The sequence below is a fragment of the Dryocola clanedunensis genome, from assembly GCF_038405435.1.
Taxonomy (GTDB): domain Bacteria; phylum Pseudomonadota; class Gammaproteobacteria; order Enterobacterales; family Enterobacteriaceae; genus Dryocola; species Dryocola clanedunensis_A.
Genome location: NZ_JBBYHZ010000001.1, coordinates 825,839 through 844,424, shown reverse-complemented (window position 1 = coordinate 844,424; position 18,586 = coordinate 825,839). Strand labels below are relative to the sequence as shown.

Here is an 18,586-nt window from a genome sequence, read left to right as displayed (position 1 = left end):
CGCGCTATTGCCTGGCTAACGTCCATCGTCTTCAGTTCGAGGTTATAACAATGAAAATGAAAAAAAGTCTCGTCGCGCTCTGCTTATCCGCAGGGCTGCTCGCAAGCCTGCCCGGCGTCAGCCTGGCCGAGGTTAACTTCGTACCGCAGAACACCACCACGGCACCGGCTATTCCGGCCGCTGCGCTACAGCAGCTGACCTGGACCCCCGTCGACCAGTCTAAAACCCAGACCACCACGCTTGCTACCGGCGGGCAGAGTCTGAACGTTGCCGGTATTTCCGGCCCGGTTGCGGCCTACAGCGTGCCGGCCAACATCGGTGAGCTGTACATTACGCTGACCAGCGAAGTAAACAAACAAACCAGCGTCTTTGCACCGAACGTGCTGATCCTTGATCAGAATATGACGCCTTCTGCCTACTTCCCGAGCGAATATTTCACCTACCAGGAGCCGGGCGTAATGAGCGCGGACCGTCTGGAAGGACTGATGCGCCTGACCCCTGCGCTGGGGCAGCAAAAAATTTACGTTCTGGTCTTCACCACGGATAAAGATCTGCAGCAAACCACTAAGCTGCTGGATCCCGCCAAGGCTTACGCCAAGGGAACCGGTAACGCCGTGCCGGATATTCCAGATCCGGTTGCGCGCCATACCACAGACGGTACGCTGAAGCTGAAAGTGAAAACATCTTCCAGCTCCAGCGTGCTGGTCGGCCCGCTGTTTGGATCATCAGGCCCGGGCCCGGTCACCGTGGGTAACACCGCGGCACCTGTTTACGCTGCACCTGTAGCGGCAACCGGTGCGGTGGCGGCTTCCGCTCCTGCTGCAACGTCCGCTCCGGCACCAGCCGCGAAGAGCGAGCCAATCCTCACCGACACGGAAAGCTACTACAACCAGGCCATCAGGCAAGCCGTGGATAAAGGGGAAATCGATAAGGCCCTGAAACTGCTGAATGAAGCCGAGCGTCTGGGTTCCACCTCCGCCCGTAAAACTTTTATCAGCAGTGTAAAAGGCAAGGGGTAGTCGTCTCCCCACAGTGCTGATGCTTGTAAGATTGGTGCGTCCTCGTGACGCACCCTTTTTTTATCTGCCCTCCCGCCATGTTGCACCGTTGTAAAGCGATTGCCTGCCACGCATCCTCCGTTCTGCGTTACAATGCCCGCAGGTTATGTATCGGAGAATCCCCCATGTCTGAGGCGCTTTCGCGATTGCGCGCCCTGAGCTTCTTCGCTGAGATCCCGGACGGGCTAAGCGCCAGCTTTCTCGACTGGCTGCTGCTTGAAGACTCAATGACTAAACGCTTTGAGCAGCACTGCGCAAAAGTGACGGTAGAGATTATCCGCGAAGCCTTTGTTACCGCGGATGAACAGCTGCCCGAAGCCGGGCTGCTTCCCCCTGCGCAGCGCTACTGGCTGCGTGAAATAGTGCTGTGCGGCGACGGTGTTCCCTGGCTGGTCGGGCGTACCGTGGTGCCAGAGTCTACGCTGGCTGGCCCCGAGCTGGCGTTGCAGAGGCTGGGCAACACGCCGCTTGGGCGCTATCTTTTTAGTGCTTCAACCCTGACACGTGATTTTATTCAGATTGGCCGCAGCGCGGAGCTGTGGGGGCGTCGTTCCCGCCTGAGGCTGTCCGACAAGCCGCTGCTGCTGACGGAGCTGTTTCTGCCCGCATCTCCGCTGTACGAAGAGGAAAAATAATGGAGTGGAGTCTGACCGAAGGGAAATTCCAGGCGTATATGCGCCTGATGCGGCTGGATAAGCCGATTGGTTCTTTATTGCTGCTCTGGCCGACGCTCTGGGCGCTGTGGCTGGCGACGCCGGGCGTGCCGCCGTTGACCATCCTGGCGGTCTTTATCGCTGGCGTCTGGATGATGCGCGCCGCGGGCTGCGTGGTTAATGACTATGCGGACCGTAAATTTGACGGACACGTGAAGCGCACGGCCCATCGCCCGCTGCCCAGCGGCGCGGTCAGTGAGAAAGAAGCCCGCAATCTGTTCATCATTCTGGTGCTGCTGTCGTTCGTGCTGGTGCTGACCCTCAACGTCATGACGATTCTGCTGTCCATTGCCGCTCTTGCGCTGGCGTGGATCTATCCGTTTATGAAGCGTTATACGCATCTGCCGCAGGTGGTGCTTGGCGCGGCGTTTGGCTGGTCTATCCCTATGGCGTTTGCCGCGGTGAGCGAAAGCGTGCCGCTAAGCTGCTGGCTGATGTTTGCGGCGAATATCTGCTGGGCGGTAGCCTACGACACGCAGTATGCGATGGTTGACCGGGATGACGACCTGAAGATTGGCATTAAATCGACGGCCATTTTGTTCGGGCGTAACGACAAGCTGATTATCGGCATTTTGCAGGTGGTGGTGCTGGCGCTGATGGCGCTGATCGGCTGGCTGAACGGGCTGGGCGGGGCGTACTACTGGGCTATTGGCCTTGCGGGCGCGCTGTTTATCCATCAGCAAAGGATGATTGCTAACCGCGACCGTGATGCCTGTTTTAAAGCGTTTCTGAATAACAACTACGTTGGGCTGGTGCTGTTTATCGGCATGGCCCTGAGCATGATGCACTTCTAATAAAACGGCGGATGGCGCTGTGCTTATCCGCCCTACAAATTGAATCGTAGGGCGGATAAGCAATTGCGCCATCCGCCAGCTTGTTTACTCCGCCGCCACGACCTGCGACGTTGCGCTTTCAACGGTCAGACGCACGTCTGAGGTAATCAGGTCGGCCAGCATCTGGTAAACCTTCATCGTTTCCGTTGGCTCCGCGTCGCCGGTATCGCTGATATAGCCTTCATCGCGCAGCGTCAGCACCAGTGAGGTGAAGACCGCCTTGTCGAAGAACTCCGGCGCGTTGATACCGTGCAGCATGGAGAGACGCTGCGCCACGGTGCGGCTTTCACGCTCAAGCGTTCCACGGTTAATAGACGGATTCGCGCTCAGCAGCCAGAAGGTAATGGCATAGCGCTGCAGCGTTTCGCGCACGCCCGCCGCCAGCAGCTGCAGGGTACGTGAACGGGCAGGGTTAATCTGCACCTGACCGGCACTCATCGTTACCAGCCCCTGACGATCCATCTCGCCCAGCAGCGCGTCGATTTCCGTCGCCAGCTCGCTCTTATCCCAGCGCAGGAACAGCTCGGCTTTCAGCATCGGGTAGATAACTTCAATCTGACGCTGAAGCTCGGCACGATCGATTGTGCGGTGCTGCGTGACGATAGAAGCCATAAGCGACGGCAGCACCAGCATGTGCATGATGTTGTTGCGGTAGTAGGTCATCAGCACGGCCTGCTCGCGCGGCAGAATGATGATGTCGCCGATGGTGTCCTTCTCGACTTCAAACTTGTTCATCTGCAGCGCGTGGTCGATAAGCGCCGATGCCGTTTGCTCCGGAGCGGTGGCATCCGGCGAATACGGCACGTTGCGCAGCAGGCTGAGATAGCAATCGAGCTGTTCGGTCAGCTGCTCACGCGTTAGCGAATGCTGGCGCGATGCCAGCAGCGCGGTACAGCACAGGTTCATGGCGTTGGCCGCGCCTGCGTTGTTAATGCGCACCATCAGCTCGGCGGCGATTTCATTTACCGTTGGCGTTAACCACGCCGGACGAACTGCTTCGATTGGGTCAATAGACTCGCGCCATTCCGGCACGCGCTGGTTCAGGAACGCGTTCAGCGGCATAGGTTCGCCGAAGTTCACATAGCCCTGGCCCAGGTTACGCAGCTTGCTTAAGCCCCGTAACATCGACATGAAGCCTTCTTTCTCTTTGGTCGCGCCGCGCAGCTCTTTCGCGTAGGTCCCCACTTCCATCACGTGCTCGTAACCGATATAAATCGGCACCAGCGTAATAGGACGGGTACCGCCGCGCAGCATGGCCTGAATGGTCATCGACAGCGTGCCGGTTTTCGGGTCCAGCAGGCGGCCCGTACGGGAGCGGCCACCTTCAACAAAGTATTCAACGGAGTAGCCACGGCTGAACAGTTCGCCGAGATATTCGCGGAACACGGTGGAGTAGAGCTTGCTGCCCTTAAAGGTGCGGCGGATAAAGAACGCGCCCAGGCGGCGGAAGATCGGGCCGGCTGGCCAGAAGTTCAGGTTAATCCCTGCCGCGATGTGCGGAGGAACAAGCCCCTGGTGATAAAGCACGTAGGACAACAGCATGTAGTCCATGTGGCTGCGGTGGCAGGGCACATAAACAATTTCATGCCCGTCGTGGGCGAGCTGGCGCACGCGTTCGGCGTTATTAACGTTGATGCCCTGATACAGGCGGTTCCACGTTAAGCCCAGCACGCGGTCAGTCAGACGGATGGCTTCATAGGAGAAGTTAGCCGCAATCTCTTCCATCAGCGCCACGGCGTTTTGCTGGGCCTTCTCATGGGAGATTTTCTTGCTGCGCGCTTCGTCTTCCACGGCACGCGCAATGGCCTTCGAGGCCAGCAGCTTATTAAACAGATCCTGGCGTACCGGCAGGCGCGGCCCGACGGTAGCTAAACGCTGACGGGCAAAGTGCGTACGCGCCACGCGAGCCAGCTTCTGGGCGATAGTTTTGTCCGTCCCGTGCTCGGTCGCCATGCGGCGCAAAGAGACAGGAGCGGAGAAACGCACGAAGCTGTCGCGGCCCAGCCACAGTACGGCAAAGAACTTCTGAACGCCGTTTAGGGTGCGCAAAGGGGGATTCACTTCGCCTTTCTCGCGGCCCGGTGAACGGCCAAACATCACCGAAACAGGCACCATCTGTACATCCAGATTTGGGTTGCTGCGGTGCAGATCGAGATAGTCGTGGAAGAGCTTAATCGACTCTTCTTTTGGTGTGTAATAAGTAAAGACACGCGGACCGCCGTGGATAAAGACGTAGCGCGGCAGTACCGCCCCGTCGATTTCCAGAGGTTCCAGCGGGTCGGGCAAATCATGCGCCAGGCACTGCGCACGCAGCGTCAGCAGGTCCGCCTTTGAGTTATAAGGCAGCACGTACATGATAGGGCGCGTGGTATCGAGGCCCAGCTCGGCTTGGGGATCAGCCGGTATGGACTTGCTCTTTACCAGAACGCTTAATGGAAAATTAAGCAATTTGTAGTAAATTCTTGGCCAGCCTGACATAAACGATGTAAAGCCTCAGGTTAATAGTGCAAATTCGCCGCAAGAATATCAGAAACTGTATAAGATTTCTGTGGCGTTGCGATTTTACCCCACTTCCTTAAGGTCGCCAGCTATAGCTGAGCATCAAAGAGGTGGGTTTCAGATAAGCATTGACGCTTTAATTTCAAAAAGGTTTCCCTCAATGGCGAATAACTCCGCTGGTTTTACACGCATTATCAAAGCAGCTGGCTACTCCTGGAAGGGGCTACGCGCCGCCTGGGTTAACGAAGCCGCTTTCCGTCAGGAGGGAGTTGCCGCGGTTATCGCCATCGCCATCGCCTGCTGGCTGGACTTTGACCCTATCACCCGCGTCCTGCTGATTGGCTCCGTTGTGCTGGTGATGATCGTTGAGATTCTGAACAGCGCTATCGAAGCGTTAGTGGACCGCGTTGGCACGGAATATCACGAGCTGTCAGGCCGTGCGAAAGATATGGGCTCGGCGGCAGTGCTGATCTCAATTATCCTCGCGCTGTTCACCTGGGTCACTCTGCTTTGGCAACATTTGCGATAAGCTTTCCAGATCTGGTTAAGTGCCTGGTTTTTTGCTTAATTTGTGGTTTCAAATTCGCCTTTAGCTGTATATACTCACAGCATAACTGTATAAACACCCAGGGGGCGGAATGAAAGCATTAACTACCAGGCAGCAAGAGGTGTTTGATCTCATTCGGGATCATATCAGCCAGACCGGCATGCCACCAACGCGTGCCGAGATTGCTCAACGTCTGGGGTTCCGTTCTCCCAACGCCGCTGAAGAGCATCTCAAAGCGCTGGCGCGTAAAGGCGCCATCGAAATTGTTTCCGGCGCGTCTCGCGGTATCCGTCTTCTGGTTGAAGAAGAGACCGGCCTTCCGCTGGTGGGGCGCGTCGCCGCAGGTGAACCGCTGCTGGCGCAGGAGCACATCGAAGGCCATTACCAGGTTGACCCCTCCCTGTTTAAACCCAATGCCGACTTCCTGCTGCGCGTCAGCGGCATGTCCATGAAGGACATTGGTATTCTGGACGGCGATCTGCTGGCGGTGCATAAAACCCAGGACGTCCATAACGGCCAGGTGGTGGTCGCGCGCATTGACGACGAAGTCACCGTTAAGCGCCTTAAGCAGCAGGGCAACACCGTGCAGCTGCTGCCAGAAAACAGCGAATTTGAGCCTATCGTCGTCGATCTCCGCGAGCAGAACTTCTCAATTGAAGGGCTGGCCGTTGGGGTTATCCGCAACGGTGAGTGGCTGTAACCCTCATATCTGGTGATGCGCGTCCCGCGCGCATCACGCCCTGACGCTTCTCTCCAGACTTGCAGCGGACGCCCACATGCATTTCTTCTCGACGACAGACAAAGCGCTCTGGCGCCTCGCGTTACCCATGATTTTCTCCAACATCACCGTCCCGCTGTTAGGCCTGGTGGACACGGCGGTCATCGGCCATCTTGATAGCCCGGTCTATCTGGGCGGCGTGGCCATTGGCGCGACCGCAACCAGCTTCCTGTTTATGCTTTTGCTGTTTCTGCGCATGAGCACCACCGGCTTAACCGCGCAGGCTTTCGGGGCTAACAATCCGGCGGCGCTGGCCCGTGCCCTGGTGCAGCCTCTCGGGCTTGCGCTGCTTGCCGGCTTCGCTATCGTCGCGCTTCGTTATCCGCTGATTAATCTGGCGCTGAGTATCGTCGGCGGCAACGATCAGGTGCTGGAGCAGGCGCGTCGTTTCCTGGAGATCCGCTGGCTAAGCGCCCCGGCCTCGCTGGCAAACCTGGTGCTGCTTGGCTGGCTGCTGGGCGTGCAGTATGCCAGGGCACCGGTCATTCTGCTGGTGGTCGGCAACGTCCTGAATATCGTGCTGGATTTATGGCTGGTGATGGGGCTGCACATGAACGTGCAGGGGGCGGCAACGGCAACCGCCGTGGCGGAATACGCCACCTTTTTCCTCGGCCTGCTGATGGTTAAAAAGGTGCTGGGGATGCGCGGCATTACGCTTGCGATGCTCAAAGAAGCCTGGCGGGGCAACGTTCGTCGCCTGCTGGCGCTGAACCGGGACATTATGCTGCGCTCGCTGTTGCTGCAAATCTGCTTTGCCTCGGTAACCATTCTGGGCGCGCGTCTGGGCAGTGAAATCGTGGCGGTTAACGCCGTGCTGATGACGCTGCTGACCTTTACCGCCTATGCGCTGGACGGCTTTGCCTATGCGGTGGAAGCGCACTCCGGGCAGGCATACGGCGCCAGAAACGGCTCGCAGCTGCTGAGCGTCTGGCAGGCCGCCTGCCGCCAGGCGGGGCTGGTGGCGCTAAGCTTTGCCGTGATTTATGCCCTCTTTGGGGAGAACATCGTTGCGCTGTTAACGTCGTTACCGGCGCTACAGCAGCAGGCGGATAGCTATCTTCACTGGCAAATCGTCCTGCCGGTGGTGGGCGTCTGGTGTTATCTGCTGGACGGCATGTTTATCGGCGCCACGCGCGGGGCAGAAATGCGCAACAGTATGGCCGTTGCCGCAGCCGGTTTTGGCCTGACGCTGCTCACCGTACCCTGGCTGGGAAACCACGGTCTGTGGCTGGCACTGGCGGTATTCCTGGCGCTGCGGGGGCTTTCGCTGGGCTGGATATGGCGTCGCCACTGGCGAAACAACACCTGGTTTGCACCAGAAGGTCATAGTTAGTTACATCTGCTGACGAGACCTTTAAGCACCCTCCAGCACGCTGATACGCCACGGATTTTCGTGGCGCTTCGGCTTTTATCATCCCGCCGCTATGGTTCAATATTCTTAATTGCCGCCTCGGTGCCAGATCCTTGACTACAATTATTATCACGTCCAGCAGATAGTGGGTCTCCGCAGACGGGACGGCCCGGACGATGTTAACCCTACACTTCTTCACCGAACGCTAAGGATACCATTATGAATAAAGATGAAATCGGCGGTAACTGGAAACAGTTTAAAGGTACTGTGAAAGAAAAATGGGGCAAGCTTACGGACGATGACATGACGGTCATCGAAGGTAAACGCGATCAGCTGGTTGGTAAAATTCAGGAACGATACGGCTCGTCGAAAGACGAGGCGGAAAAAGAAGTCGTTGACTGGGAAACCCGCAACAAATATCGCTGGTAGACAGTTAGCACAACCCTCAGATGTGCTGACCCTCTAAGGCTACCTGCCCAGGTACAAGGATGTACCGAATCCTCTCTTATCGAACCTTCTTTTTAATCTGCACCGTATGGTCATGGCTGCTGCATTCATCTTTATGGCAGCAGGCTTCGACTTCGGCACAGGCAGAACACAATCCATGCGCTTCAATGACGTTATGACGCAGAGCGAAGCCCATTTTCGCGGCCAGCTTGTGCATAATGTCTTCCACGCCCTGAGCGGCCTCTTCTTTGACGGCACCACAACGTTCGCAGATAAACATGGCTGACGAATGGGTTGGCTGATCGATGAGGTTGCACAGCACATAGCTGTTGGCGGATTCCACACGGTGAACGAAACCCTGCTCCAGCAGGAAATCCAGCGCGCGATAAACGGTCGGCGGTTTGGCCTGCGGCTCGCTGACGCGCAGCAGATCCAGCAGATCGTAAGCGCTGATGGCACCCGTTTGCAGCGTCATCAGGCGCAGCACTTCCAGACGCTGTGGCGTCAGGCGTACATTGCGCTGGGCACAGAGCTTTTCAGCCTGCGCTAACACGGTTTGTGAAGTCGTCGTATCCATCAGCTATCCTCGGTTAATAGCCTCTGACTTTACCATAAAAGCCGTAAAAACGCCGAATGTTGGTACATACTGGCGGTGAACCCTGATAAAAGTTTAGCTTCGGAGATGTCATGCAAAAACCAGATTGTATCCGCCACTGGCGCGAGCTTGAAGGCGCGGATGATTCCACCTATCCCGACAGTAACGAACTGTTTTCCATTGGCGCACCGCTTGCCCGTAGCCTGGGTTTGAACCGGCTTGGCATTCACCACGAACGGCTGCTGCCGGGACGCCGCACCTCCTATCCTCATGCCGAAAGCAGCGAAGAAGAGTTCGCTTACGTGCTGGAGGGCCATCCGCAGGTGTGGATCAACGGAAATTTGTATCAGCTTGAGCCTGGCGACAGCGTGGGGTTCCCGGCGGGGACGGGCGTTTGCCACACGTTTATCAATAATACGGAGCATGAAGTTCGTCTGCTGGTTGTTGGCGAGGCAAACAAAGACGAAAACCAGATCTATTACCCGCTGAACCCGGGCTATGCCGCCCAGCGTAAAGACCGCTGGATAGACCATCCGCCACAGTTTTTCGGCCCGCATGACGGTCGGCCTACCCGAAAACCAACGGGTAAACTATAAATAACTCTGCATGGAGATTTTGAAACCCTAACCCGAATGGATAGAAACGGGATTCCTATAGGCTAAATAGCCAACTTTTTAACACTTTATTCACAGCAACAGTCCGCCCCCGTTAGCGCTTTACTGACGGGGGCTAGTTACTCCAACTGACTAAACAGACGGGCAGCGGTGAATGAAAAAAATAAAATCTCTGGTGGCGCTTGGCGCCGCATCTTTGTTTGTGGCAAATCCAACCTGGGCGGCGGGTACGTGGGCGGAAGCCCGAAGTGATGCAATGGGCGGCACGGGCGTGGCCTCCGGCAGCTACGGCAGCGGGGCGTTAATCAACCCGGCGCTGCTGGCAAAGGCGCAGGAGGAGGATTCGTTCACGGTAATTCTTCCTTCCGTTGGCGCGCAAATTACGGACAAGGACAATTTGCAGGATCAGATCGACGATATCAGCGACAAGGTTGATAACTATGAAGATGTGATCGACAGCCTTACTCTGCAACAGATCATCCTTAACCCGACAGGTTCTCTGAACCTGCTTCAGGGGGCGGCTGGGGACCTGGCGGGTGAACTGGAAGATTTACGGGGAAAAACGGCGCAGGCGAAAGCGGGGGCGGGGATTTCCGTCAGCATTCCCAACAACGTGCTGTCGCTGGCGTTTGTCACCAAAGCCTATGCCCACGGTCGAGTCAGCTCTTCTATCGATCAGCAGGATATTGACTACCTGCGCGGCATTGAAAATTCCAATACGGTGGCGGCAGGCGTTGCTATCGACGCGGCGACCAATGGTTCGGACGCCATTACGCGCAACCTGAACTCCACCGCTTCCGGCCGTGCTGCAATCGTTTCTGACTACGGCGTGGCAATGGCTAAGCAGTTCGACCTGGGCGGCGTGCCGGTTTCAATCGGCGTCACGCCTAAGCTGCAAAAAACCTGGCTCTATAACTACACCACCTCCATCTACACCTATGACAGCAGCGACTGGAACAGCAGCCGCTACCGTAACGACGACACCGGTTTTAACATTGATGCCGGGCTTGCGGCAGACTTTGGTGAAAACTGGACCCTGGGCCTCAGCGGTCAGAACCTGATCTCACGCGATATCGACACCAAAGATATTCGTATCACTAACGGCCGTACCGGAGAGACGAAGAGCTATAAAGATACCTACCAGATTAGCCCGCTGGTTACCGCAGGCGCGGCGTGGCATAACGACTTTGTGACGCTGAGCGCCGACGGTGACCTGACCGAAACCAAAGGCTTCAAAAGCGAAGAGGATTCGCAGTTCGTGGGCGTGGGTGCCGAAATTCGTCCGCTGTCCTGGTTCGCCGTTCGCGCGGGCTATCGTGCTGATGTGAAGGGTGACGACAGCAACGTCTTCACCGGCGGCGTCGGGTTTGCACCGTTTAATCGCGTACACATCGACCTGATGGGCCTGTACGGCGAAGACGAAACCTGGGGTGCAGGGGCGCAGCTCAGCATGACCTTCTGATAAAAACAGGCGTCGGGACGAGCAGGTGTCCCGACGCCGACTGTGCTATAGTGGCGACCCTTTTTTCACCGTAACCTGCGTAAACGCTCATTGCCTATGTCCTCACAAAGCAGCCAGACTCCGTTCCAGCCCTACCGTTTTTCCATCGCGCCAATGCTCGACTGGACCGACCGCCACTGCCGCTATTTCCTGCGTCAGCTGTCGAAGAATACCCTGCTGTACACCGAAATGGTCACCACCGGGGCAATCATTCACGGTAAAGGAGACTATCTGGCCTACAGTGAGGAAGAGCATCCGGTCGCCCTGCAGCTGGGCGGCAGCGATCCTGCGGCGCTGGCCCAGTGTGCGAAGCTGGCGGAAGCGCGCGGTTACGACGAAATAAATCTTAACGTTGGCTGCCCGTCCGATCGCGTGCAGAACGGCATGTTCGGCGCGTGCCTGATGGCCGACGCCCGGCGTGTAGCAGATTGCATCAAGGCAATGCGCGACGTGGTGTCCATCCCGGTAACGGTGAAAACCCGTATCGGCATCGACGAGCAGGACAGCTACGAATTCCTGTGTGATTTTATCGGCACCGTAGCCGGGAAGGGCGAATGCGAGATGTTTATCATCCACGCCCGTAAAGCCTGGCTCTCAGGGCTTAGCCCGAAAGAAAACCGCGAAATTCCGCCGCTGGACTACCCGCGCGTCTATCAGCTCAAGCGTGACTTCCCGCAGCTGACCATGGCAATAAACGGCGGCGTGAAGACGCTGGAAGAGGCGAAAACGCATCTTGAGCACCTGGACGGCGTGATGGTCGGGCGCGAGGCGTATCAAAATCCTGGCCTGCTGACCGCCGTAGACCGCGAGATTTTTGGTTGTGATACACCGGAAGTGGATACGGTTGCCGCGGTACGCGCCATGTACCCTTATATAGAGCGCGAACTGGCAAACGGCACCTACCTTGGCCATGTTACCCGCCATATGCTCGGCCTGTTCCAGGGGATCCCCGGCGCGCGCCAGTGGCGTCGCTATCTGAGCGAGAACGCCCATAAAGCAGGAGCGGGCATAGACGTGGTGGAGCATGCTTTATCGCTGGTTGCGGATAAGCGTTAACTTCTGCGGTGAATACCCGCAATCGTTGCTCAGGTATTGCGGAGTTGATCACAACCTCGCATCTTTGTGATTAACTTTCCACGGCTGGCGGTATCAATTCCTGACGAAACCTGACAATATTGCCGGGCTGTAACACAAGAATTCATCGCAGCTGTACCCTACAGGCAGCGCGAACAAAAAAAGAATGGGCTTCCCTCGGGAAGCCCAAATTCTTTTATGGAATCAATAAGCTGGAACCCTGCGTCGCCCGGCTTTCCAGCACCTCATGGGCACGTGCCGCGTCCTTCAGGGCAAATTTCTGGGCCTCGGCCACATCCACTTTGATCACGCCGCTGGCGATGAGCGAGAACAGCTCGTTGCAGGCTTCCTCCAGCTCCTCACTCGTGGTGACGTAACCGTTAAGTGACGGACGCGTAACATACAGCGAGCCTTTCTGGTTGAGAATGCCCAGGTTCACGCCGGTCACCGGGCCGGATGAGTTACCGAAGCTCACCATCAGCCCCTGACGCTGCAGACAGTCGAGCGAAGCCTCCCAGGTGTCTTTCCCCACCGAGTCATAAACCACCGCGACCTTCTTGCCGCCGGTGATCTCTTTTATACGTTCGACAACGTTCTCATCCCGGTAGTTAATGGTCTGCCAGGCGCCCGCCTGTTTCGCCCGCTCGGCTTTTTCCGCCGACCCAACCGTACCGATGAGTTTTGCCCCCAGCGCTTTTGCCCACTGGCAGGCGATGAGCCCCACGCCACCGGCGGCGGCATGGAACAGGAAGACCTCGTCCGGTTTCACTTCATAGGTTTTACGCAGCAGGTAATAGACCGTCAGGCCTTTCAGGAAGGAGGCGGCGGCCTGTTCAAAAGAGATGGCGTCCGGAAGTTTTGCCGCTTTGTCAGCGGGCACGTTGTGGACGCTGCTGTAGGCGCCCAGCCCTGACTGGGCGTAGACCACGCGGTCGCCCACCTTCAGGTGCGTTACGTCCTGCCCGACCTTGCTCACCACGCCTGCGGCTTCTGTTCCCAGCCCGCTCGGCATCTTCGGCGGCGGATAAAGCCCGCTGCGAATATAGGTGTCTATGTAATTGATACCAATTGCTTTGTTCTCAACCTGAATCTCACCGGCGGCGGGGGCCTGAGGGGTGAACTCCACCGCTTTGAGCACGTCCGGACCACCGTGCTGGCTAAACTCAATACGCGTTGCCATGGAAACTCCTTGTGTCGAAGTGAACAGACCAGGTGTTATACTCCTCGGTCTCTGTGAACATGAAATCTGGTAACTCCCTCACTATGGCAGGAAATAAACCCTTCAACAAACCGAACGAAACCCGCGATCGTCAGATGGAAGGGCTGAAAATGCCGCCGCATTCTCTGGAAGCGGAGCAGTCGGTATTAGGCGGGTTAATGCTGGACAACGAACGCTGGGACAACGTTTCCGAGCGCGTCGTCGCCAACGATTTCTTCAGCCGCCCGCACCGCTTAATCTTCACCGAGATGCAGCGTCTGCTGGAGATGAGCAAGCCAATCGACCTGATTACGCTGTCGGAATCCCTGGAGCTACAGGGCAACCTGGACAGCGTCGGCGGGTTTGCCTATCTGGCAGAGTTATCAAAAAATACGCCAAGTGCGGCGAACATCAACGCTTACGCGGATATCGTCCGTGAACGTGCGGTAGTTCGTGAAATGATCGCCGTGGCGAACGAAATTGCCGACGCCGGTTACGATCCGCAGGGGCGAACCAGCGAAGATTTATTAGATTTGGCTGAATCGCGCGTTTTCCAGATTGCAGAAAACCGCTCCAATAAAGATGAAGGCCCAAAATCCATAGACCAGATCCTTGAGGCGACGGTTTCGCGCATCGAGTCGCTCTATCAGACCCCGCACGACGGCGTGACGGGCGTGGATACGGGTTATCAGGATCTGAACAAGAAAACCGCCGGGCTGCAGAAGTCGGATTTGATTATCGTCGCGGCGCGTCCGTCGATGGGTAAAACCACTTTTGCGATGAACCTCTGCGAAAACGCCGCCATGCTGCAGGATAAGCCGGTACTTATCTTCAGCCTCGAGATGCCAGGCGAGCAGATCATGATGCGTATGCTGGCGTCGCTCTCCCGCGTGGACCAGACAAAAATCCGTACCGGGCAGCTGGACGACGAGGACTGGGCGCGTATTTCGAGCACCATGGGCATCCTGCTCGAGAAGCGCAATATGTATATTGATGACTCCTCCGGCCTGACGCCAACCGAAGTTCGCTCCCGCGCGCGCCGTATCTATCGCGAAGCGGGCGGCCTGAGCCTGATCATGATCGACTACCTCCAGCTGATGCGCGTGCCGTCGCTTTCCGATAACCGTACGCTGGAAATCGCCGAAATCTCGCGCTCGCTTAAGGCGCTGGCCAAAGAGCTGCAGGTGCCGGTGGTGGCGCTCTCCCAGCTTAACCGCTCCCTGGAACAACGTGCCGACAAACGCCCGGTCAACTCGGATTTGCGTGAGTCCGGCTCCATCGAGCAGGATGCCGACTTAATCATGTTTATCTATCGCGATGAGGTCTACAACGACAACAGCGACGAGAAGGGCATCGCGCAGATTATCCTCGGCAAGCAGCGTAACGGCCCAATCGGCACCGTGCGCCTGACCTTTAACGGCCAGTGGTCGCGCTTCGATAACTATGCAGGGCCGCAGTACGACGAAGACTGATTTATGTAGGGTGGATAAGCGTAGCTTCATCCACCGTCTGTGCGAAATGAAGACACTTTTCTGCAAGGAAGAAACATGCAAGCGGCAACCGTAAAAATTAACCGCCGCGCTCTGCGACACAACCTCCAGCGTCTGCGCGAACTGGCTCCGGCCAGCCGCATGGTGGCGGTGGTGAAAGCAAACGCCTATGGGCACGGTCTGCTTGAGACCGCCCGCACCCTCCCTGATGCCGATGCCTTCGGCGTGGCCCGCCTCGAAGAGGCCGTACGGCTGCGCGCAGGGGGGATCGCTCAGCCCATTTTGCTGCTGGAAGGCTTCTTCAACGCCAGCGATCTGCCAACCATCGCCGAACATAATCTCCAGACCGCCATTCACAGCATCGAACAGCTCGAGGCGCTGGAGCAGGCGGAGCTTAGCCAGCCGGTAACGGTCTGGATGAAGCTGGATACCGGCATGCACCGTCTGGGCGTTCTGCCGCACGAGGCGGAAGCCTTTTATCAGCGGCTGGTGAACTGTAAAAATGTCAGCCAGCCGGTGAATATCGTCAGCCACTTTGCCCGCGCGGACGAGCCGGATTCGGATGCCACCCCCCGCCAGCTGGATACCTTTGCCTCCTTTATTGACGGCAAGCCAGGCCAGAAATCTATCGCTGCCTCCGGCGGCATTCTGCTGTGGCCGCAGTCGCATCTCGACTGGGTACGTCCGGGCATCATTCTTTACGGCGTCTCTCCCCTGGAGCAGAAGCCGTGGGCCGGGGAGTTTGGTTTCCAGCCTGTGATGTCGCTGACTTCCAGCCTGATCGCGGTTCGCAGCCATAAAGCCGGTGAGCCGGTAGGCTACGGCGGCACGTGGATTGCGGAACGTGACACTCGTCTGGGCGTGGTGGCGATGGGCTACGGCGACGGCTATCCTCGCTGCGCACCGTCAGGTACGCCGGTGCTGGTTAACGGTCGTGAGGTGCCGATTGTGGGACGCGTGGCAATGGACATGATTTGCGTCGATCTTGGCCCGGAAGCGACGGAAAAAGTGGGCGACGGCGTGGTGCTCTGGGGAGAAGGTCTGCCCGTGGAGCGTATTGCTGAAATCACAAAAGTAAGTGCTTACGAACTTATCACGCGCCTCACTTCACGGGTGGCAATGGAGTATCTGGACTAAGAACGGAAACGGCGGATGACGCTTGCGCTTATCCGCCCTACAAAACCGCTAAAACAAACCCCTCGATTTCCCCCCGGTTTCCGGTTTACATTGGTCATCCGCGACACCGTAAACCAGGAGAACCCCACCGTGTTTCAAAAAGTTGACGCCTATGCTGGCGACCCGATTCTGTCCCTGATGGAACGCTTCAAAGTTGATCCCCGCGCCGACAAGGTCAACCTCAGCATTGGTCTGTACTACAACGAAGATGGGGTGATCCCGCAGCTGCAGGCGGTGGCGGAAGCCGAAGCTCGCCTTAACGCGAAGCCGCACGGCGCCTCCCTTTATCTGCCGATGGAAGGCCTGAACACCTACCGCAACGCCATTGCTCCGCTGCTGTTTGGCGCTAAGCACGAAGCGCTGCGCGACGGGCGTATCGCTTCAATCCAGACGCTCGGCGGCTCTGGTGCGCTGAAGGTTGGTGCGGATTTCCTGAAAACTTACTTCCCTGATTCGCAGGTCTGGGTCAGCGATCCGACCTGGGAAAACCACGTCGCTATCTTTGCCGGTGCGGGCTTTACGGTGAATACCTACCCGTGGTTCGACAGCGAAACCAACGGCGTGCGTTTCGAAGCCCTGCTTGAAACATTGAATAAATTACCGGCCCGGAGCGTTGTGCTGCTGCACCCTTGCTGCCATAACCCGACAGGTGCGGACCTGACGAACGCCCAGTGGGATGCGGTTATTCAAATCCTCAAAGCGCGTGAGCTGATCCCGTTCCTCGACATCGCCTACCAGGGCTTTGGCGCGGGCATGGATCAGGATGCCTACGCCATTCGCGCTATTGCCGGTACGGGCATGCCTGCGCTGGTCAGCAACTCCTTTTCGAAGATTTTCTCGCTCTACGGCGAGCGCGTCGGCGGGCTGTCTGTCGTCTGCGAAGATGCAGAAACCGCGGGCCGCGTGCTCGGCCAGCTTAAAGCTACCGTGCGCCGCAACTACTCCAGCCCGCCGAACTTTGGCGCGCAGGTTGTGGCAGCCGTGCTGAACGATGAACACCTGAAGGCCAGCTGGCTAGCCGAAGTGGAGAGCATGCGCTGCCGTATTCTCGACATGCGCCAGGCGCTGGTTTCCGTGCTGAAAACAGAGGTGCCGAGGGGCAACTTTGACTATCTGCTGACCCAGCGCGGCATGTTCAGCTATACGGGCCTGAGCGCGGAGCAGGTCGACCGCCTGCGCGATGAGTTCGGCGTTTACCTGATCGCCAGCGGGCGCATGTGCGTCGCGGGCCTGAACAGCAACAACGTGCGCCGCGTGGCTAAGGCTTTTGCTGCTGTAATGTAAGTACTTACTCACGTTATTTATTGCAGGGCGGATGGCGCTTCGCTTATCCGCCCTGCAATTACGTCCCGCATATTCTGTGATCGTCGCCATTTTCTCAGACATATCCCGCAAAAAACCTTTATCTGTCAGCGTCCCGCAGGTATGGTCAGATAAATTTTTGACCAGCCGCTCTGGTTTATAACGATAAAAAAACTGACGAAATAGGGATGACGATGCGTAAAATTACCCTGGCCTTTAGCGCCGCCTGTTTACTGCTTGGCCTGAACCACTCCGTTGTTGCGAAAGAATCTGCCCCGGCTCCTCTCAACCCGGGCGTTACCGTTGCCCAGCTTGCTCAGCAGGCACCCGTGCACTGGGTTTCCGTGGCGCAAATTGAAAATAGCCTGCTGGGCCGCCCGCCGATTGCGGTTGGGTTCGATATCGATGACACGGTGCTGTTCTCAAGCCCGGGCTTTTATCGCGGCCAGAAGGAGTATTCGCCGGGCAAACAGGACTACCTGAAAAATCCGGAGTTCTGGGAAAAGATGAACAACGGCTGGGACGAGTTCAGCATGCCGAAAGAGGTGGCGAAGCAGCTGATCACCCTGCACCTGAAGCGCGGCGACAGCATCTATTTCGTGACCGGGCGCAGCCAGACGAAAACCGAAACCGTCACTAAAACGTTGCAGAATGATTTCCTCATCCCGCAGAGCGCGGTGAATCCGGTTATTTTTGCCGGCGACAAAGAAGGCCAGAACACCAAAACCCAGTGGCTGAAGGACAAGCAGATCAAGATCTTCTACGGCGACTCGGATAACGACATTACGGCCGCACAGGACATGGGCGCGCGCGGCATTCGCGTGCTGCGGGCTTCCAACTCCAGCTACCAGCCGCTGCCGAAAGCGGGCGCGTTTGGCGAAGAAGTGATAGTGAACTCAGAATACTAGGCCTTAACGGTAAGAATGACGGCGATGCGCGAAGGCCCATCGCCGTTTTTTTCATCTAATTTGCCCCGCCGGGTTGTACCTTTTGGCGTCCGGGTCGCACACTTAGGGAGGCCCATCACATCATGACCACGCTATCAGGGGAATAAGATGACCAATTCGGAGCTGTTGCAGTACTGCATGAATAAGCCTGGCGCGGAACAAACCGTTCACAGCGACTGGAAGGCCACGCAGATTAAAGTGGCGGATGTGCTTTACGCCATGGTGCACGACGTGGAAAAACGTCCGGCGGTTTCGCTGAAGGCGAGCCCGGAGCTTGCTGATTTACTGAGGGAAAGCCATAAGGACGTGTTTCCCAGCGCGCACCTGAACAAGGCGCACTGGAGCACGGTATACCTCGACGGCACGCTGCCGGATTCACAGATTTACTATCTGGTGGATGCGTCTTACCAGCAGGCGCTGTCGCTGCTGCCCGATCAGACCAGGCAGCAGCTCGGCAGGTAAT

The 18,586-nt window shown here is 57.3% G+C and carries 18 protein-coding genes; 15 read left to right on the top strand and 3 right to left on the bottom strand.

Annotated features, from left to right (window positions below; all coding sequences use genetic code 11):
• The first annotated feature begins 50 nt into the window (after window positions 1–50).
• The 3 genes from malM (at window position 51) to ubiA (ending at window position 2,565) form a co-directional block, all read left to right on the top strand.
• Window positions 51–1,019, top strand: a complete 969-nt coding sequence (gene malM / locus AAE045_RS03920; RefSeq protein ID WP_455546541.1) for a maltose operon protein MalM — start codon at window positions 51–53, stop codon at window positions 1,017–1,019.
• A gap of 164 nt (window positions 1,020–1,183) precedes the next feature.
• Entirely contained in the window at window positions 1,184–1,693 is a 510-nt protein-coding gene (ubiC, locus tag AAE045_RS03915) for a chorismate lyase (RefSeq protein ID WP_455546540.1), read from the top strand.
• Complete coding sequence (ubiA, locus tag AAE045_RS03910; RefSeq protein WP_455546539.1) at window positions 1,693–2,565, top strand: 4-hydroxybenzoate octaprenyltransferase; 873 nt, start codon at window positions 1,693–1,695, stop codon at window positions 2,563–2,565. Before ubiC ends, ubiA begins: the two co-directional genes overlap by 1 nt.
• 84 nt (window positions 2,566–2,649) lie before the next feature.
• Here the strand turns inward: ubiA and plsB are convergent, their stop codons facing one another.
• A complete protein-coding gene (plsB, locus tag AAE045_RS03905) occupies window positions 2,650–5,082 on the bottom strand; it encodes a glycerol-3-phosphate 1-O-acyltransferase PlsB (RefSeq protein ID WP_455546538.1) in 2,433 nt (810 codons plus the stop codon).
• Window positions 5,083–5,263: 181 nt separating this feature from the next.
• Here plsB and AAE045_RS03900 point away from each other — a divergent pair, with 181 nt between their 5' ends.
• From AAE045_RS03900 to AAE045_RS03885, 4 genes are all read left to right on the top strand, one after another.
• Window positions 5,264–5,632, top strand: a complete 369-nt coding sequence (locus AAE045_RS03900; RefSeq protein ID WP_455546537.1) for a diacylglycerol kinase — start codon at window positions 5,264–5,266, stop codon at window positions 5,630–5,632.
• Window positions 5,633–5,741: 109 nt separating this feature from the next.
• On the top strand, window positions 5,742–6,350 hold the full coding sequence (gene lexA / locus AAE045_RS03895; protein ID WP_455426101.1) for a transcriptional repressor LexA: 609 nt from the start codon (window positions 5,742–5,744) through the stop codon (window positions 6,348–6,350).
• A 76-nt stretch (window positions 6,351–6,426) separates the two neighbouring features.
• The gene (gene dinF / locus AAE045_RS03890) at window positions 6,427–7,761 is read left to right on the top strand and encodes an MATE family efflux transporter DinF (RefSeq protein WP_455546536.1); all 1,335 of its coding nucleotides are present in this window, start codon (window positions 6,427–6,429) and stop codon (window positions 7,759–7,761) included.
• A gap of 237 nt (window positions 7,762–7,998) precedes the next feature.
• On the top strand, window positions 7,999–8,208 hold the full coding sequence (locus AAE045_RS03885; protein WP_202305212.1) for a CsbD family protein: 210 nt from the start codon (window positions 7,999–8,001) through the stop codon (window positions 8,206–8,208).
• 76 nt (window positions 8,209–8,284) lie between these two features.
• Here AAE045_RS03885 and zur read toward each other — a convergent pair whose 3' ends face one another.
• Window positions 8,285–8,803 carry a zinc uptake transcriptional repressor Zur gene (gene zur / locus AAE045_RS03880; protein WP_455546535.1) on the bottom strand — a complete coding sequence of 173 codons (519 nt, stop codon included), beginning with the start codon at window positions 8,801–8,803 and terminating at the stop codon, window positions 8,285–8,287.
• Between the two features lie 110 nt (window positions 8,804–8,913).
• Here zur and AAE045_RS03875 point away from each other — a divergent pair, with 110 nt between their 5' ends.
• The 3 genes from AAE045_RS03875 (at window position 8,914) to dusA (ending at window position 11,992) form a co-directional block, all read left to right on the top strand.
• Window positions 8,914–9,417, top strand: coding sequence for a cupin domain-containing protein (locus AAE045_RS03875; RefSeq protein WP_455426098.1), 504 nt, complete (start codon window positions 8,914–8,916; stop codon window positions 9,415–9,417).
• A gap of 172 nt (window positions 9,418–9,589) precedes the next feature.
• Complete coding sequence (gene traF / locus AAE045_RS03870; RefSeq protein ID WP_455546534.1) at window positions 9,590–10,897, top strand: conjugal transfer protein TraF; 1,308 nt, start codon at window positions 9,590–9,592, stop codon at window positions 10,895–10,897.
• Window positions 10,898–10,993: 96 nt separating this feature from the next.
• On the top strand, window positions 10,994–11,992 hold the full coding sequence (dusA, locus tag AAE045_RS03865) for a tRNA dihydrouridine(20/20a) synthase DusA (RefSeq protein ID WP_455546533.1): 999 nt from the start codon (window positions 10,994–10,996) through the stop codon (window positions 11,990–11,992).
• A 214-nt stretch (window positions 11,993–12,206) separates the two neighbouring features.
• Here dusA and AAE045_RS03860 read toward each other — a convergent pair whose 3' ends face one another.
• Window positions 12,207–13,190, bottom strand: coding sequence for an NADPH:quinone reductase (locus AAE045_RS03860; RefSeq protein WP_455546532.1), 984 nt, complete (start codon window positions 13,188–13,190; stop codon window positions 12,207–12,209).
• 83 nt (window positions 13,191–13,273) lie between these two features.
• On the opposite strand from AAE045_RS03860, the gene dnaB reads away from it, so the two are divergent.
• From dnaB to AAE045_RS03835, 5 genes are all read left to right on the top strand, one after another.
• Entirely contained in the window at window positions 13,274–14,680 is a 1,407-nt protein-coding gene (gene dnaB / locus AAE045_RS03855) for a replicative DNA helicase (protein ID WP_202305222.1), read from the top strand.
• Window positions 14,681–14,755: 75 nt separating this feature from the next.
• On the top strand, window positions 14,756–15,835 hold the full coding sequence (gene alr, locus AAE045_RS03850) for an alanine racemase (RefSeq protein ID WP_455546531.1): 1,080 nt from the start codon (window positions 14,756–14,758) through the stop codon (window positions 15,833–15,835).
• 129 nt (window positions 15,836–15,964) lie between these two features.
• The gene (gene tyrB, locus AAE045_RS03845; protein WP_455546530.1) at window positions 15,965–17,158 is read left to right on the top strand and encodes an aromatic amino acid transaminase; all 1,194 of its coding nucleotides are present in this window, start codon (window positions 15,965–15,967) and stop codon (window positions 17,156–17,158) included.
• Between the two features lie 212 nt (window positions 17,159–17,370).
• Window positions 17,371–18,084 (top strand): acid phosphatase AphA, encoded by a 714-nt coding sequence (gene aphA, locus AAE045_RS03840; RefSeq protein WP_455546529.1) that lies wholly within the window; start codon window positions 17,371–17,373, stop codon window positions 18,082–18,084.
• A 147-nt stretch (window positions 18,085–18,231) separates the two neighbouring features.
• Window positions 18,232–18,585 carry an MmcQ/YjbR family DNA-binding protein gene (locus tag AAE045_RS03835; RefSeq protein ID WP_455546528.1) on the top strand — a complete coding sequence of 118 codons (354 nt, stop codon included), beginning with the start codon at window positions 18,232–18,234 and terminating at the stop codon, window positions 18,583–18,585.
• The last annotated feature ends 1 nt before the right edge of the window (window position 18,586 follow it).

What these genes read in the sequence shown, in the direction of transcription:
- dnaB (WP_202305222.1), top strand. Translation starts at nt 13,274, where the DNA reads ATGGCAGGAAATAAACCCTTCAACAAACCGAACGAAACCCGCGATCGT.
- lexA (WP_455426101.1), top strand. Translation starts at nt 5,742, where the DNA reads ATGAAAGCATTAACTACCAGGCAGCAAGAGGTGTTTGATCTCATTCGG.
- AAE045_RS03835 (WP_455546528.1), top strand. Translation starts at nt 18,232, where the DNA reads ATGACCAATTCGGAGCTGTTGCAGTACTGCATGAATAAGCCTGGCGCG.
- AAE045_RS03900 (WP_455546537.1), top strand. Translation starts at nt 5,264, where the DNA reads ATGGCGAATAACTCCGCTGGTTTTACACGCATTATCAAAGCAGCTGGC.
- malM (WP_455546541.1), top strand. Translation starts at nt 51, where the DNA reads ATGAAAATGAAAAAAAGTCTCGTCGCGCTCTGCTTATCCGCAGGGCTG.
- traF (WP_455546534.1), top strand. Translation starts at nt 9,590, where the DNA reads ATGAAAAAAATAAAATCTCTGGTGGCGCTTGGCGCCGCATCTTTGTTT.
- aphA (WP_455546529.1), top strand. Translation starts at nt 17,371, where the DNA reads ATGCGTAAAATTACCCTGGCCTTTAGCGCCGCCTGTTTACTGCTTGGC.
- dusA (WP_455546533.1), top strand. Translation starts at nt 10,994, where the DNA reads ATGTCCTCACAAAGCAGCCAGACTCCGTTCCAGCCCTACCGTTTTTCC.
- AAE045_RS03885 (WP_202305212.1), top strand. Translation starts at nt 7,999, where the DNA reads ATGAATAAAGATGAAATCGGCGGTAACTGGAAACAGTTTAAAGGTACT.
- ubiC (WP_455546540.1), top strand. Translation starts at nt 1,184, where the DNA reads ATGTCTGAGGCGCTTTCGCGATTGCGCGCCCTGAGCTTCTTCGCTGAG.
- plsB (WP_455546538.1), bottom strand. Translation starts at nt 5,082, where the DNA reads ATGTCAGGCTGGCCAAGAATTTACTACAAATTGCTTAATTTTCCATTA.
- ubiA (WP_455546539.1), top strand. Translation starts at nt 1,693, where the DNA reads ATGGAGTGGAGTCTGACCGAAGGGAAATTCCAGGCGTATATGCGCCTG.
- zur (WP_455546535.1), bottom strand. Translation starts at nt 8,803, where the DNA reads ATGGATACGACGACTTCACAAACCGTGTTAGCGCAGGCTGAAAAGCTC.
- dinF (WP_455546536.1), top strand. Translation starts at nt 6,427, where the DNA reads ATGCATTTCTTCTCGACGACAGACAAAGCGCTCTGGCGCCTCGCGTTA.
- alr (WP_455546531.1), top strand. Translation starts at nt 14,756, where the DNA reads ATGCAAGCGGCAACCGTAAAAATTAACCGCCGCGCTCTGCGACACAAC.
- AAE045_RS03875 (WP_455426098.1), top strand. Translation starts at nt 8,914, where the DNA reads ATGCAAAAACCAGATTGTATCCGCCACTGGCGCGAGCTTGAAGGCGCG.
- AAE045_RS03860 (WP_455546532.1), bottom strand. Translation starts at nt 13,190, where the DNA reads ATGGCAACGCGTATTGAGTTTAGCCAGCACGGTGGTCCGGACGTGCTC.